The sequence below is a fragment of the Saccharomonospora iraqiensis subsp. paurometabolica YIM 90007 genome (genome assembly GCF_000231035.2).
Taxonomy (GTDB): Bacteria; Actinomycetota; Actinomycetes; order Mycobacteriales; family Pseudonocardiaceae; genus Saccharomonospora; species Saccharomonospora paurometabolica.
Map to the genome: position 1 here is coordinate 160,889 of NZ_KI912250.1, position 13,758 is coordinate 174,646.

Here is a 13,758-nt window from a genome sequence, read left to right on the forward strand (position 1 = left end):
CGCCGTCCCCGGACCCCGTGCCGCCGTCGGGGCCGCCGTCGGCGCCGCCCGGGTTCCGCTGCGACCCGTCCGCCCTCGGCACGTTCTGGGCGCCGCGCACGGAGATCGGGCTGCCGGGAGGTTCCGCGCAGTAGGCCTCGGTGTTCGGCGGCAGGTCCTCGGTCTCGTCGGCCCCGCGCTTGGGGGTCGTCTCGTAGCCCTTGGTGCACGACGGGGGATCGAAGAAGTTCAGCACCAGCCCGAGATGGCCCTCGCCGTTCGACGACACCGACTTGGAGAACGCCGAGGCCATCGGCAGGGCGACCAGCAGCTGCTCCACCGCGTCGGTGCGCGCGGCGGTGATCCGCGTCGTGGTGAGCAGGTTCGCCAGCAGCACGCCGGTGGATGTGCCGGTCTCGGCCAGGAACTCGTCGACCTCCCGGCTCAGGCCCGGTGCCCGGTCCACCACCGTGCGCAGGTCCGGGTCCGCCTCCTTCAGCGCACCCGCGATCTCGGAGAACCCGTCCGCGATCCGCAGCAGCTCGTCGCCCTGCTCCCGTTGGGTCCGCAGGACCACGCGACCGTCCGCGAGCAGCTGCCGCGTCTCGGGCAGGTTCTCCCGGGCGGCCGCGGTGAACGAGCCGGTCGCGTCGAGCAGACGCTGCAGGTCCGGCCCCACCCCGCGGAACGCCTCGTGTGCCTCGTCGACCACCGTGCGCACCGACTTGGGGTCCACACTGGACAGAAGATCGTGCGCTCCGGCGAGCAGGTCGTGCGGCATGACGGGGGTGTCCGTGCGCTCCCGAGGGATCACCGCGCCGGGTTCGAGGTAGGGCGCGCCGTCGCGGCGCGGGCGCAGGTCCACGTACTGCTCCCCGACCGCGGAACGGTTGGCCACCACGGCGTCCGTGTCGTCCGGGATCGGCGGTGCGTCGTCGGAGATGTCCAGTTCGACGGTGAGACCGTCGCCGTCCAGGTCCAGTGACCGCACCTGCCCCACGGTCACTCCCCGGTAGGCCACCTCGGCGCCCTCGAAGATGCCGCCGGACGAGGCCAGCTCGACGTGGACGGAGTAGCCGCGGCCGGTGACCAGCCGGTCGAGCCCGGCGTACTTCCCGCCCGCGTAGCCGACCGCGAGGACCGAGATCAGCCCGAACACGAGCAGCAGCACCTTGTTCCGACCCGTCAGTCTCATCGCGTCCCTCCGAGCAGGCCGCCCAGCAGTCCCCCGACGCCGCCCCCGGCCTCGTCCCGGGCACCGCCGTCCGCCTCCGCGGTGCCGGGCAGGGGAAGCGGCGGCGCGGACGGGTCCGTGCCGTTCCCGGGGTCACCGGCGGTGGCGGAGGTGTCCGGCCCGTCGGCGGCGTCGGCCGGGTCGCCCGCCTCCGCGGGGAGGTAGGCCCCGAGGATGTTCTTCAGGACCGAGTCGAGGTTGAGATCCAGCCGGACACCCACGTTGGCGTAGTCCCCGTGCACGATCCGGTGCCCGAACACCGGGAGCGGGTAGGTGGGCAGCAGCTTCAACGCCTCGGCCAGGTCCGGACCGGTCTCGGCGAGCTTCTCCAGCACCGGCGCCGACGAGGCGAGGGTGGCCGCCAGCTCGTCGCGCGTGGCCTCGATCACCCTGCTGCCCACGCCGGAGAGCTCGTCCAGGGAATCGAGCATGCCGACGAGCTGGTCCCGCTGGTCGTCCACCACCGCCAGGCCCGGCTCCAGGTGGTCGAGCGCCCGGGTGAGGTCGTCGGACTGCGCGTCCAGCGTCGCGGCGAGGTCGTTCACCCCCTCGATGGCGCGCACGATCTCGCCGCGCTGTCCGTCGAGTTCGGTGGCCAGGTGGTCGGCGCGGGACAGCAGTGCGCGGAACTCGGCCTCGTTCCCGGTCAGCGCGGTGTTCAACTCCCGGACGATCTCCCGCAGCTGTTCGACACCGCCGCCGTTGAGCAGCAGGGACAGCGCCCCGAGCACCTCTTCCACCTGGGCGTGCCGCTCGGTGCGCGCCAGCGGGATGGTGGCGCCGTCGGACAGCCGCCCCGCCGGTTCCTCCCCGGCGGACGGGGGCGACAGTTCCACGAACTTCTCGCCGAGCAGGCTGGACTGGCGGAGCTCGGCATCGGCGTTGGCGGGCAGCTCGATCCCGCCGTTGAGCGCGAGCTCCACCTCCGCCGATTTCGTGTCCTCGGCGAGCGTGATCCGCTCGACCCTGCCCACCGCCACGTCGTCCACCTTCACGGAGGCCTGCGGCACCAGGTCGAGGACGTCACGGAACTCCACGGTCACCCGGTAGGGGTCGTCACCGAGGTCGGCCCCGCCGGGCAGCGGCGCGGTGTACAGGCCGGAGAAGCCACCGTCGGCGCACCCGGCCACGAGGAGCGTGACGCCGAGTGCCGCGGCGAGCCTGCGCAGCCGCCTCCGCGGCCGTGGCCGCGCGCGTGCCGGGTGCGGCGCCGGGTCCGGTGCGTGTGTCGCCTGGGTCATCGTCCCTGCCTTTCCGGCGGTCACCGTTGCTGCGGGCCCGCCGCGATCACCGGCAGGGGCAGCGGGGGCAGCTCACCGCGCTGGATCGCGGACAGCAGCGCCGAGACCGGTGGCACTCCGGTCGCCCCGTCCACCACCGGGGCCAGGACCTCGCAGAGCTTGTTCAGCGTCTGCGGCACCTCGTCGGGTGTGGCGAGCCCGACCAGCCGGCACACCGTGGTCACCAGCGGGTTGGTCAGTTCGTTCGCGTTGTAGCGGACCGCGATGGAGCCGCTGTTGGCGTCGTAGGAGTTGATGAAGTTGCTCAACCCGGTGGGCGCGGCGTCGATCGTCTCGGCCAACGACGCCCGTTCGTCGACCAGGGTCTGCGTCAGCCCGGCGAGTTTGTCCACGTTGGACGTCATGAGGTCGCTGTTGTCCTCGACGAACCGCCGGACCTCGCCGAGCGCCGTGCCGAGGTCGGACAGCGCGGCCCCGACCTCGTCCGAGTCGTCGGCGAGCAGGTCGGTGACCTCGGCGAGCCTGCCGTAGAACTCCTCGACCGCGGCGTCGCTGTCGGCCAACACCTCGGTGAACTCCCCGAGGTTGCGCACCGTGGAGAACAGCTCGCCCTTCGAGTCGTCCAGCGTCGTGGCCAGCTCGGACATCCGGGTGATCGTCGTGTTCAGGTCGCGGCCGTTGCCCTCCATGCTCTCGGCCGCCGCGTCGAGCGCGCCCGACAGCGCCCCGTCCGAGTTGGCGCCGTCCGGACCGAGTGTGCGGGACAGCTCGTCCAGGGTGGAGTAGAGATCGTCGATCTCCATCGGCGTGGCCGTGCGGTCCCGGCCGAGCACCGCACCGGAGGACAGCTCCGGCCCCGACTCGTAGACCGGCGTCAGCTGCACGTACCGGTCGCTGACCAGGCTCGGCGCGACGACCACCGCGCCCGCGTCGGCGGGGATCGGGACGTCGGGCTGCACCGTCATGTCGACCCGGACGTCGTCACCCTCCGGCGCCACCGCGGTGATCGTGCCGACCTCGATGCCGAGGACCCGCACCGACGAACCCTCGTAGAGGCCCACGGCCTTGTCGAAGTACGCGGAGAAGGCGGTCTCCCCGGTGTCGCGCAGCACCCACCATGCCGAGCCCGTGACCACCAGCGCCACCACGCACCCGATCGCGATCCAGCTCCGCACCGACCGTGCGGCCCTGCTCCCGGCTGTCATCGGCCCCCGCTTTCCACACCCTGGTTCGGCGCGGCCATCTCCGGGTCGCACCCGCCCGGGTTGAACGCCGCACCGTCCACATTGATCGTCGGTGGCAGCAGTCCGCAGATGTAGCCCTCGAACCACCGCCCGTTTCCGGTGACGTTGGTGCCGGTCCTGGTGAACGGCCCCAGCAGTTCCAGGCTCCGCTGCAGGTTGCCCCGGTTCCGCTGCAACATGTCGGTGACCGAGTCGAGGCGTTGCAGCGCGGGGCGCAGGTCCTGCTCGTTGTCGGCGACCATGCCGGTCAGTTCCCGCGAGACCCGTTTCGTTCCCCGCAGCAGCGAGTCGATGGCCTGCTCCCGCCCGGCGATCTCGTCGAGCAGCCGGTTGCCGTTGTGCACGATGGCGCGCAGTTTCTCGTTGCGGGAGGCGAGCGTGCCGGTGATCGCGTCGGTGTTGGACAGCAGCCGGGCCAGCTCCGCGTCCCGGGAGGCGACCGTCTCGGACAGGGCGGACAGCCCGCTCAACGCCTCCGACATGGGCGCCGACGTGTCCGACAGGACGTCGGCGACCACGTCGAAGCTGTCCGCGAGCTGCCCGGTGTCGATCTCGTCGACCGTGCCGGACAGCCGGTCGAACGCGTCCTGGAGCTCGAACGGTGTCCGGGTCCGCTCGACGGGAATCACCGAGCCCGGGTCCTGCGGGGACTCCCCGTCCGGGGTCAGCTCCAGGAACTTGTCCCCGAGCAATGTCTTGATCTTGATGGCGGCGGTGGTCCGGTCGCCGATGCGGGTCGCGTCGAACGAGTCGACGGTGAACGTGGCCCGCACCCGCGTGCCGTCCAGCTCGACCTCGTCGACCTCACCGACCTTCACCCCGGCGATCTGCACCTCGGCCTCGGCCTCGAGCCCGGCCGACTCGGCGAAGTGGGCCGAGTAGGTCGAGCTGGTGTTCAGCATCGGTATCTCGTCGGACCGGTAGGTCGCGACCACCATCAGCACGATCAGTACGAGGCTCACGGCGCCGACCGTGGCCTGGTTGCGTTCCCTGAGCGGTTTCACGAGACCTGGCACCTCTGCGGTTCGTCGGTCGCGGGCAGCGGCAGGATCGGCAGGTCGAGGTTGAGTGCCTGCACGCCGATCGTGCCGGTCAGTCCGCACAGGTAGTAGTTGAACCAGCTTCCGTAGCTGGTCACCCGCATGAAGCTGGACAGGTTCTGCGGCAGGTTCTTCAGGATCATCTCGTAGGTCCGCTCCGAGTTCTCCAGCTCACCGGCGAGGTCGTTCAGCGCACCGACGTTGCGCCGCAACCCGGGCCGCACCTGTTCCAGCAGGCCCGAGGTGGCCTCGGTCAGCTCGGCCATCCCGTCGACCGCCTCCCCGATCGGTTCCCGCTGTTCGGCCAGTCCGGTGACCAGCCGCTCGGTGGTGTCGACCAGGTCGGCGAACCGGGGGGAGCGCTCGTTGACCGTGCCCAGCACCGAGTTCAGGTTGCCGATGACCTCGCCGATCACCCGGTCCCGCTCGGCGAGGGTGCCGGTCAGCGAGCCGATGTGCCGCAGCAGACTGCGGACCGTGCCGCCCTCGCCCTGCAGGACCTGGATCAACTCGTGGGAGAGCTGGTTGACCTGGTCCGGTTCGAGGGCGCGCAGCAGCGGACGGAACCCGTCGAACAGCGCGGTCAGGTCGAGTGCGGGGTCGGTGCGGTCGACCGGGATGGTCCCGTCCGCGGGCAGCGTCCCCTCCCCCGCCACGTCGGTGTTCAGCGACAGGTACCGCTGCCCCACCAGGTTGCGGTACTTCACCGTGGCGGTGACCAGCCGCGGGAGTTCCCGGTCGCGCGCGACGGTGAAGGACACCTCGGCGACGTTGTCGTCGGCGATGGCGATGTCGGTGACCTGCCCGATCTTCACCCCGGCGATCCGCACGTCGTCCCCGGCGTTCAACCCGGACGCACTGGTGATCCGGGCGGTGTAACCGGAGGTCGCCCCGAAGTTCGTGTTCGCGATCGTGGCGGCGAGGACCCCGGTGAGCAGCATCGTCACCGCCGCGAACGCGGTCATCTTCAGCAGCGCGGGCACGAACCGTCTCATCGCAGCTCCACCGTCGTTCCCCGGTACAGCGGACCGAGCAGCATCGAGGTCCACCCCGGTGCGTCCCCGGGGGCGACGCCGGTCGTCGGCGCCTGCAACAGCGACACGAGGGCCTGCTCGGCCGGCGAGTTCGCGGGCCAGGCGCCGCCCGGGGTGCTCCCGCCCCCGTCGGTGCCGGAGGAGTCCTCGAACGGGACGTCGAGTCCCTTGACCGGGCCGGGCAGCGGATTGTCGTCGTGTGGCGTCTCCGGGTGGGTCGACCCGTCCTTCAACGGGCCGCCGGGCGGGTACTGCGGCCACTTACCCGGTGCGGGCACCTGCGGGTAGCAGCGCGGGCCGCGCTTGTCGTTGTATTCCGGATCGTCCCGCCCGGGCACGTACTTCCCGCGGTCCCGGGCGATCAACCGGATGACGACGTGGTTGCGCTCGTCCGTGCCGTAGCCGAACGCACGCTCGGCCTCCGGGACCGAACCCGCGAACTGGCCGAACATGCACGGGTACTGCGGCGCGTACTTCGCCAGGACGTCCAGCACCTCCCGGGAGGTGGTGGTCAGGTGGATCAGGTTGCTCTCGTTGGCCTCCAGGAACCCGCCCAGGTTGCCCGCCGCACTGCTCACCGAGGCGTACAGCTCGCCCAGCTGTTCCCGCTTCTCCAGCAGGGTGCGGGTCGTGGTGGTCGCGTCCGCCATCGCGTCGAGGAAGGCGGGCGCGGCCCGGTCCCAGGTCTCGGCGACGTCGGCGAGTGCGCTGATGTCGGCCTTCATGTCCGGTAGCGACGGCGTGATCCGCTCCAGGTAGCCGGCGAGGTCGCTCACCGTCTCGCCGAGCTGCCGTCCCCGCCCGGACAGGGCGGTCGACATCGCGTTCAGGGTGCTCGACACCTTCTGCGGCTGCACCGCCTCCAGCAAGGGCAGCGTCTCCGACAGCAGCTGCTCGACCTCGACCGCCTCGGCGCTGCGGTCCTGCCGGATCACGTCCCCCGCGCGCAGGTGGTCCGTCCCACCGTTCTCGGGGGACTGGAGGGCGACGTACCGTTCGCCGAACAGGGTCTTGGGCAGCAGCCGTGCGGTGACCGAGGCGGGGATCCGCTCCAGCGAGTCCGGTTCGAGCGCCAGCTCCAACTCGGCACCGTCGCCGTCGGTGCCCACGTCGCGCACCTCCCCGACCCGGACACCGTGGATCTTGACGTCGGCACCGGTCCGCATCTGGGTGCCGAGACGGTCCATCGTCAGCCGGACCGGTACGGCGTCCGAGAACGCCTTGTTGTAGACCGCGATCGTGGTGGTGATGAACAGCGCCACCACCACGAGGAACACCAGTCCGAGCACCTGGTGCCAGAGTCTGCGCAGCAGCAGTCGTCGCATCGCGCTCATCCGGAGATCCTCACTGTGGTCGACGCGCCCCAGATCGCGAGACTGAGGAAGAAGTCCAGCACCGCCACGAGCACGATGGACGTGCGGACCGCGCGCCCGACCGCGACGCCGACCCCGGCCGGGCCGCCCTTCGCCGTGTAGCCGTAGTAGCAGTGCGACATGATCACGATCGTGGAGAAGATCAGCACCTTGCCGAACGAGTACAGCACGTCCTCGGGCGGCAGGAAGAGGTTGAAGTAGTGGTCGTAGGTCCCGGCCGACTGCCCGTACATCCAGATGGTGATCTGCCGGGAGGCCAGATAGGACGACAGCAGCCCGACCGCGTAGAGCGGGATCACCGCCGTGACCCCGGCGAGCACCCGCGTGGTGACCAGGTAGGGGAGGCTGGGTACGCCCATGACCTCCATCGCGTCGATCTCCTCGGAGATCCGCATCGCGCCCAGCTGGGCGGTGAACCCGCAGCCCACCGTGGCCGACAGCGCCAGTCCGGCCGCCAACGGGGCGACCTCCCGGGTGTTGAAGTAGGCGGAGATGAACCCGGTCAGGGCGGCCGTGCCGAGCTGGTCCAACGCGGCGTAGCCCTGCATCCCGACGATCAGACCGGTGAACATGGTCATGCCGATCATCACGCCGAGGGTGCCACCGATGACCGCGAGCCCACCCGAACCGAAACAGACCTCGGTGAGCAGCCGCAGCGTCTCCCGGCTGTAGCGGCGGACGGTCCGCGGCGCCCACGCCAGGGCCCGCACGTAGAACAGGAGCTGGGTGCCCAGCCCCTCCAGCGACGCCCCGGGACGCGCGATGATCTCCAGGGTGCGGTCGCCGACCTTCGGGTCGGTCCCGGGGGTGTCCGACATCGGCATCACAGCGCCTTCGGGGGCACGATCTTGAGGTAGATCGCGGTCAGCACGACATTGATCAGGAACAGCAGCATGAACGTGATGACCACGGCCTGGTTCACCGCGTCCCCCACGCCCTTGGGACCGCCCGAGGGGTTCAACCCCCGGAACGCGGCCACGACACCGGCCACGAAACCGTAGAGGAACGCCTTCAGCTCACTGACCCACAGGTCGGGCAACTGGGCCAGCGCGTTGAAGCTGGCCAGGTAGGCACCGGGGGTGCCGCCCTGCATCACCACGTTGAAGAAGTAGCCGCCCAGCACGCCGACCACGCTGACCAGCCCGTTGAGCAGCACCGAGACCACGATCGCGGCGAGCACCCGCGGCACGATGAGGCGCTGGATCGGGTTCACCCCGAGCACCTCCATCGCGTCGATCTCCTCGCGGATCTTGCGCGCGCCGATGTCGGCGCACACGGCGCTGCCGCCGGCCCCCGCCACGAGCAACGCCGTGATCAGCGGGGACGCCTGCTGCACGATCGCGAGGGCGCTGGCCGCGCCGGTGAACGACTGCGCGCCGATCTGCTGGGTCAGCGAGCCCAGCTGCAGCGCGATGACCGCGCCGAACGGGATGGCCACCAGCGCGGTCGGCAGGATGGTGACGCTGGCGAAGAACCAGCACTGCTGGATCCACTCGCGCCACTGGAACGGACGGCGGGGGATCGCACGCGCCACCTCCCACCCCAGGGTGGCGAGCCGGCCGACCTGGACCAGCGCCCCGTGGCCGGGGAACGGGGGAGAGCCCGCTCTCGCACCCATACAACCTCCGTAGCCGCTCGCCGGTGAACGTGGAAAGGTCGCCGCACCCGCCGTCCGGGCGCCGGGGCGGCCCTAGAGCCGCAGCGCGTGCGTGGCGGTCGCCCCGCCGTCGACGGGGAACTCACCACCGGTGCAGTAGGAACTGTCGTCGCAGGCGAGGAACGCCGCCATCGCGGCGATCTCCTCGGGCCTGCCCATCCGTTTGAGGGCGAGCCGGACCACCGCCGGGCTCGCGTCGACGTCGCCGCCCAGTGCGGTGCGGACCATGTCGGTGTCGATCATTCCGGGGTGGATCGAGTTGACCCGGATCCCCTTGTCCCCGAGCTCCAGGGCGGCGACCTTGGTCATGCCCCGGATCGCGAACTTGCTCGCGGTGTAGGCGCTCACGAGCGGCATCCCCGCCAATCCCTCGACCGACGACACGTTGACGATCGAGCCGCCACCGGCGGCCGTCATCGGTTCAACGACCGACCGCATCCCGAGGAACGTGCCGGTCTGGTTCACCCGGACGACCCGCTCGTAGTCGGCCAGGGCGGTGTGCTCCAGCTCCGCGAAGTGCAGCAGCCCCGCGTTGTTCACGAGCACGTCGAGCGAGCCGAACTCGGCGACCGTGCGCGCCACCACCGCGCTCCACTGCGCCTCGTCGGTGACGTCGAGGTGTTCGTAGCCCGCGGCGTCGCCGAGCGCGGCGGCGAGGTCCTTGCCCTCGTCGTCGGTGACGTCGGTGACCATCACGCGGGCACCCTCGTCGACGAACCGCCGTGCCGCCGCCGCGCCCTGGCCGCGCGCGGCCCCGGTGATCAGCGCGACCTTCCCGGACAACCTGCCCATGCCTGCCTGCCTTCCGTGCCTGTGTCGTACCGGCGCGTCCGTGTCCCGGGCCCGCTACATCATCTCGTCGCCGAGCGGCATCATCACGGTCTTGAGCTCGGTGTAGGCCTCGACCGACGACTGCCCGCCCTCGCGGCCGAGTCCGGACTCCTTGAACCCGCCGAACGGCAGGTGCGGCTCGATCTGGAACCCGTTGATCCCGACGGTGCCCGCGCGGAGCCTGCGGGAGACCCGGAAGGCACGCTGGGCGTCGGCGCTGAACACTCCGGCACCGAGGCCGTAGCGGGTGTCGTTGGCCAGGGCGAGGGCCTCCTCCTCGTCGGAGAACGGCACGACCGACAGCACCGGCCCGAAGATCTCCTCCTGGGCGATCGTGGACCCGTTGTCCACGTCGGCGAAGATGGTGGGGGCGACGAAGTTGCCCGCCGCGTATTCGCCGCCGAGCCGTTCGCCGCCGGTCACCAGGCGGGCCCCCTCGGCACGGCCCTTCTCGATGTAACCGAGCACGCGGTCGAGCTGTTTGCCGTTGATCAGCGGCGCGGACATCACCGCCGGGTCGAACGGGTCGCCGTAGGTGACCGCCGCCGCCATGCCCTCGGCGGCGGCGAGGAACTCGTCGTAGACCTCGCGCTGCACGAGCGCCCGGGTGTTGGACACGCACGCCTGGCCGGACAGGCCGAGCGTGACGGCGCCGACCGTGGTCGCCGCCGCGACGCCGACGTCGGCGGCGTCGGCGAACACCAGCGCGGGGGACTTCCCGCCGAGTTCCAGCGACACCCGCTTGAGCGTGCCCGCGGAGGCCTCCACGATCCGGCCGCCGACCTCCCGGCTGCCGGTGAAGCTGATCTTGTCCACGTCCGGGTGCGTGATCAGGCGTTCCCCCGTGGGGTCCCCGGTACCGGTCACCACGTTCAGCGTGCCCGCGGGCAGGCCCGCCTCGAACAGCAGCTCGACCATCCGCAGCACGGTGAACGAGGCGTACTCGGACGGCTTGAGCACGACCGTGCACCCCGCGGCGAGCGCGGGGGCGACCTTCTGCGCGAACAGCAGGAACGGTGCATTCCACGGCAGGATGGCCCCGACCACCCCGAGCGGTTCGCGGAACGACATCGCCAGGTGGTCACCGCCCTGGTAGGGCGGCAGGGTCTGGCCGCCGATCTTGTCCACCCAGCCCGCGTGGTGGTCGAAGGCGTCGGCGGCCACATCGACCGAGGTGGCGTAGACGCTGCCGAACGAGACCGGGACCGAGTTGTCCAGGGCCTGCAGCCGCCGGAGCTCGTCGGCGTGGGTGCGCAGCAGTTCCGCCGTGCGGCGCAGCACGGCGATGCGGGTGCCGGCCCTGGCGTTCGACCACTCCCCCGCGTCGAAGGCGCGCCGGGCGGCGGCCACCGCGTCGTCCACGTCCTCCGCCGAGGCCACGGCGATGTCCCCGATCTCCTCACCGGTGGCGGGATGGATGTGGGTCCAGGTGGCGCCATCCCGCGCGGGGATCCACTCCCCGCCGATGTGGAGCCGGCCCGTCCTCAGCCCGACGGACTCCCGGTAGGGCTGCACGGTCAGGGTCATGAACTCGCCTCCATACGCGTCGCATCCGCCGCCGGTGCCCCGGCCGCAGGAGTCCCGGAGGGCCCGCCGGGCCCGTCACCGGTCCTCACCCGACCGCAAGAGTAGAACTTATTCTCGCATGAATCAATACTCGATTCACACCGATAACTTGACCCCTGAGCAGGCTTTTCGCACAACAAGCGATCACCTGAATAAGTACATGTTCTAGTTCATGGATGCGACCACGCCCCGGACGCACCCGGGCGACGTACGCACGTCACGACCGGTGTCCTCCAAGTAGAACGTGTTCTACACTGTGGCCGGGCGGGGGTCCATGCCCTTCCAACGGCCGAGCGGAGGAAACAGATGCGGATCAGCCACGCACCGGAGCAACAGCAGCTGCGCGACGAACTGCGGGCCTACTTCGCCGAACTGATGACGCCGGACCGCCGCGAAGGGTTGACCGGCGAGGGCGGCGAGTACGGCGACGGGACCGCCTACAAGGAGATCGTGCGCACGCTCGGCCGGGACGGGTGGCTGGCCCTCGGCTGGCCGAAGGCCTACGGCGGCCGCGAGTTGTCCATGCTCGACCAGCTCGTGTTCACCGACGAGGCGGCGATCGCGGGCGTCCCGGTGCCGTTTCTGACCCTGAACACCGTCGGCCCGACCATCCTGCGGTTCGGCACCGACGAGCAGCGGGAGCACTTCCTGCCCCGGATCGCCGCGGGCGAGCTGCACTTCTCCATCGGCTACTCCGAGCCCGAGGCGGGCACCGACCTCGCCGCCCTGCGCACCCGCGCCGTGCGGGACGGCGACGAGTACGTGATCAACGGCCAGAAGATGTGGACCAGCCTCATCGAGTACGCCGACTACGTGTGGCTGGCCGCCCGCACCGACCCGGACGCACGCAGGCACAAGGGCCTGTCGATCCTCATGGTCCCGACCACCGCCGAGGGCTTCTCGTGGACGAAGGTGCACACCGTGGCCGGGCCCGGCACGAGCGCGACGTACTACTCCGACGTCCGCGTGCCGGTCTCCGCACGGATCGCCGGGGAGAACGAGGGCTGGCCGCTGATCACCAACCAGCTCAACCACGAACGGGTCGCCCTCACCTCCGCCGCACCGCTGCAGGCGGCACTGGCCGAGGTGACCGACTGGACCCGGGAGACCGACCATCCCGGCGGCGGCCGGATGATCGACGCGGAGTGGGTGCGGATGCACCTGGCCCGCGTCCACGCGCACACCGAGTACCTCAAGCTGCGCAACTGGAAGGTGGCCTGGGCCGCCGCCGAGAGCGAGCTCGGGCCGGGCGAGTCGTCGGGGACGAAGGTGTTCGGCACCGAACTCGCCACCGAGGCCTACCGGCTGCTGATGGAGGTCCTCGGTGCGGCGGGCATGGTCCGGGACGGCTCACCGGGCGCCGCACTGCGCGGCCGGATCGAGAGCGCACACCGCTCGGCGCTGATCCTGACCTTCGGCGGCGGCACGAACGAGATCCAGCGTGACCTCATCGCGGCCACGACCCTGGGCCTGCCGGTCACCCGCTGACCGGCGGTCGGCGCGGTTCGAGGACGACGACCGGGATCGTGCGGTCCGTCCACGCCTGGTAGGTCTCGAAGTCCGCGTAGAGGTCGACCAGGCGCGTCCACAGTCCGGCGCGTTCGGCGCCGGTGGCCACGCGCGCCCGGACCGGCCGCACCTCCCCGCCGACCTGCACGACCACGTCCGGGTGCGCGAGGAGATTGCGGTACCACTGCGGGTGCCGGGGCAGCCCGCCCTGCGAGGCGACCACGACGAGATCCGCGCCGTTGTCCAGGTACAGCAGCGGCGTGGTGAACCAGCGGCCGGACCGTCTGCCCCGGTGGTCGAGCAGCAGGGTCGGCACGGGCTTGCGGAAACCGGAACCGATCCGCCATTTCCCGCCGAGCCGGCCGTCCGTGGCGCGGTAGGCCCACGTCTGCACCCGGGATCCGTACTTGATGATCCTGGCGACGACGGGCGAGTCGAGCTGGTCCGGTCGGTTGTTCGCGTCCATCGGTACCTCCCGGGCGGGAGTAGATCACGACCGACGATCCCGGCAGGAGCCCGGTCCCGCTGTCCGAAACGGATCCGTCGCGGCACTTCCGCCACCGGGTGCGGTCCGGTTAATGTCGGCACGTCGACGAGCGACGCGACGGGGCGCATCGCAGCGAAGGGACGGTCCATGGATTTCTCGCTCACCGAGGCCCAGAACGACCTCGCCGGGCTCACCCGCCGCATCGTCGGTGACCACGACACCGCGGAATCCTCCGGGACGCACGGCACCGGCGGGTTCGACCGGACACTCTGGACGAAGCTCGCGCGGGCCGGGATCCTCGACGCCGCGCTGCCCGGGTCGGTCGGTGGCGGGGGTTTCGGCGTCCTGGAGCAGTGTTCGGTACTGATCGAGCTGGGCCGCGCGGTGGCACCCGTGCCGTACCTGTCCACCATCGCGGCGGCGGCCTCGACCCTGGCGGAGTTCGGCGACGGCGCGGTGCTGGAGCGCAGGCTGGTGCCGGTGATCCAGGGGCGGCAGGTGCTCGCCGTGGCACTGCCGGACGCCGCCGCACCCACCGGTTGCACCCTCCGGCCCGACGCGGC

At 71.0% G+C, this 13,758-nt stretch carries 13 protein-coding genes; 2 read left to right on the plus strand and 11 right to left on the minus strand.

Translation table 11 applies throughout. The annotated features are described in order from the left end of the window. The 10 genes from SACPADRAFT_RS28320 to SACPADRAFT_RS0216895 all read right to left on the minus strand — a co-directional run. On the minus strand, positions 1-1,174 hold a 1,174-nt coding region (locus tag SACPADRAFT_RS28320; protein ID WP_007024629.1), incomplete at its 3' end, for an MCE family protein. Further along, positions 1,171-2,454, minus strand: a complete 1,284-nt coding sequence (locus SACPADRAFT_RS0216855) for an MCE family protein (RefSeq protein WP_007024628.1) — start codon at positions 2,452-2,454, stop codon at positions 1,171-1,173. The genes SACPADRAFT_RS0216855 and SACPADRAFT_RS28320, both read right to left, overlap by 4 nt. A gap of 20 nt (positions 2,455-2,474) precedes the next feature. Continuing rightward, positions 2,475-3,659: an MCE family protein gene (locus SACPADRAFT_RS0216860; RefSeq protein ID WP_007024627.1), complete on the minus strand. Its 1,185-nt coding sequence runs from the start codon at positions 3,657-3,659 to the stop codon at positions 2,475-2,477. Beyond that, complete coding sequence (locus SACPADRAFT_RS0216865) at positions 3,656-4,702, minus strand: MCE family protein (protein WP_007024626.1); 1,047 nt, start codon at positions 4,700-4,702, stop codon at positions 3,656-3,658. Before SACPADRAFT_RS0216865 ends, SACPADRAFT_RS0216860 begins: the two co-directional genes overlap by 4 nt. After that, positions 4,699-5,733, minus strand: a complete 1,035-nt coding sequence (locus SACPADRAFT_RS0216870; RefSeq protein ID WP_007024625.1) for an MCE family protein — start codon at positions 5,731-5,733, stop codon at positions 4,699-4,701. Before SACPADRAFT_RS0216870 ends, SACPADRAFT_RS0216865 begins: the two co-directional genes overlap by 4 nt. Next, positions 5,730-7,106 carry an MCE family protein gene (locus SACPADRAFT_RS0216875; protein ID WP_007024624.1) on the minus strand — a complete coding sequence of 459 codons (1,377 nt, stop codon included), beginning with the start codon at positions 7,104-7,106 and terminating at the stop codon, positions 5,730-5,732. The genes SACPADRAFT_RS0216870 and SACPADRAFT_RS0216875 overlap by 4 nt, the downstream gene beginning before the upstream one ends. Beyond that, complete coding sequence (locus SACPADRAFT_RS0216880; protein WP_007024623.1) at positions 7,103-7,969, minus strand: MlaE family ABC transporter permease; 867 nt, start codon at positions 7,967-7,969, stop codon at positions 7,103-7,105. The genes SACPADRAFT_RS0216875 and SACPADRAFT_RS0216880 overlap by 4 nt, the downstream gene beginning before the upstream one ends. Beyond that, positions 7,969-8,763, minus strand: coding sequence for an MlaE family ABC transporter permease (locus tag SACPADRAFT_RS0216885; RefSeq protein WP_007024622.1), 795 nt, complete (start codon positions 8,761-8,763; stop codon positions 7,969-7,971). Before SACPADRAFT_RS0216885 ends, SACPADRAFT_RS0216880 begins: the two co-directional genes overlap by 1 nt. A 72-nt stretch (positions 8,764-8,835) precedes the next feature. Continuing rightward, positions 8,836-9,594 (minus strand): glucose 1-dehydrogenase, encoded by a 759-nt coding sequence (locus SACPADRAFT_RS0216890; RefSeq protein WP_007024621.1) that lies wholly within the window; start codon positions 9,592-9,594, stop codon positions 8,836-8,838. 54 nt (positions 9,595-9,648) lie between these two features. After that, a complete protein-coding gene (locus tag SACPADRAFT_RS0216895) occupies positions 9,649-11,160 on the minus strand; it encodes an aldehyde dehydrogenase family protein (protein ID WP_007024620.1) in 1,512 nt (503 codons plus the stop codon). A gap of 345 nt (positions 11,161-11,505) precedes the next feature. Here SACPADRAFT_RS0216895 and SACPADRAFT_RS0216900 point away from each other — a divergent pair, with 345 nt between their 5' ends. Further along, positions 11,506-12,687 carry an acyl-CoA dehydrogenase family protein gene (locus tag SACPADRAFT_RS0216900; protein ID WP_007024619.1) on the plus strand — a complete coding sequence of 394 codons (1,182 nt, stop codon included), beginning with the start codon at positions 11,506-11,508 and terminating at the stop codon, positions 12,685-12,687. Here the strand turns inward: SACPADRAFT_RS0216900 and SACPADRAFT_RS0216905 are convergent. Further along, positions 12,677-13,174 (minus strand): nitroreductase family deazaflavin-dependent oxidoreductase, encoded by a 498-nt coding sequence (locus tag SACPADRAFT_RS0216905; protein WP_007024618.1) that lies wholly within the window; start codon positions 13,172-13,174, stop codon positions 12,677-12,679. The two genes, SACPADRAFT_RS0216900 and SACPADRAFT_RS0216905, sit on opposite strands and share 11 nt — an antisense overlap. Positions 13,175-13,342: 168 nt before the next feature. Here SACPADRAFT_RS0216905 and SACPADRAFT_RS34090 point away from each other — a divergent pair. Next, the coding region (locus SACPADRAFT_RS34090) for an acyl-CoA dehydrogenase family protein (protein ID WP_007024617.1) at positions 13,343-13,758 on the plus strand (416 nt) is incomplete at its 3' end.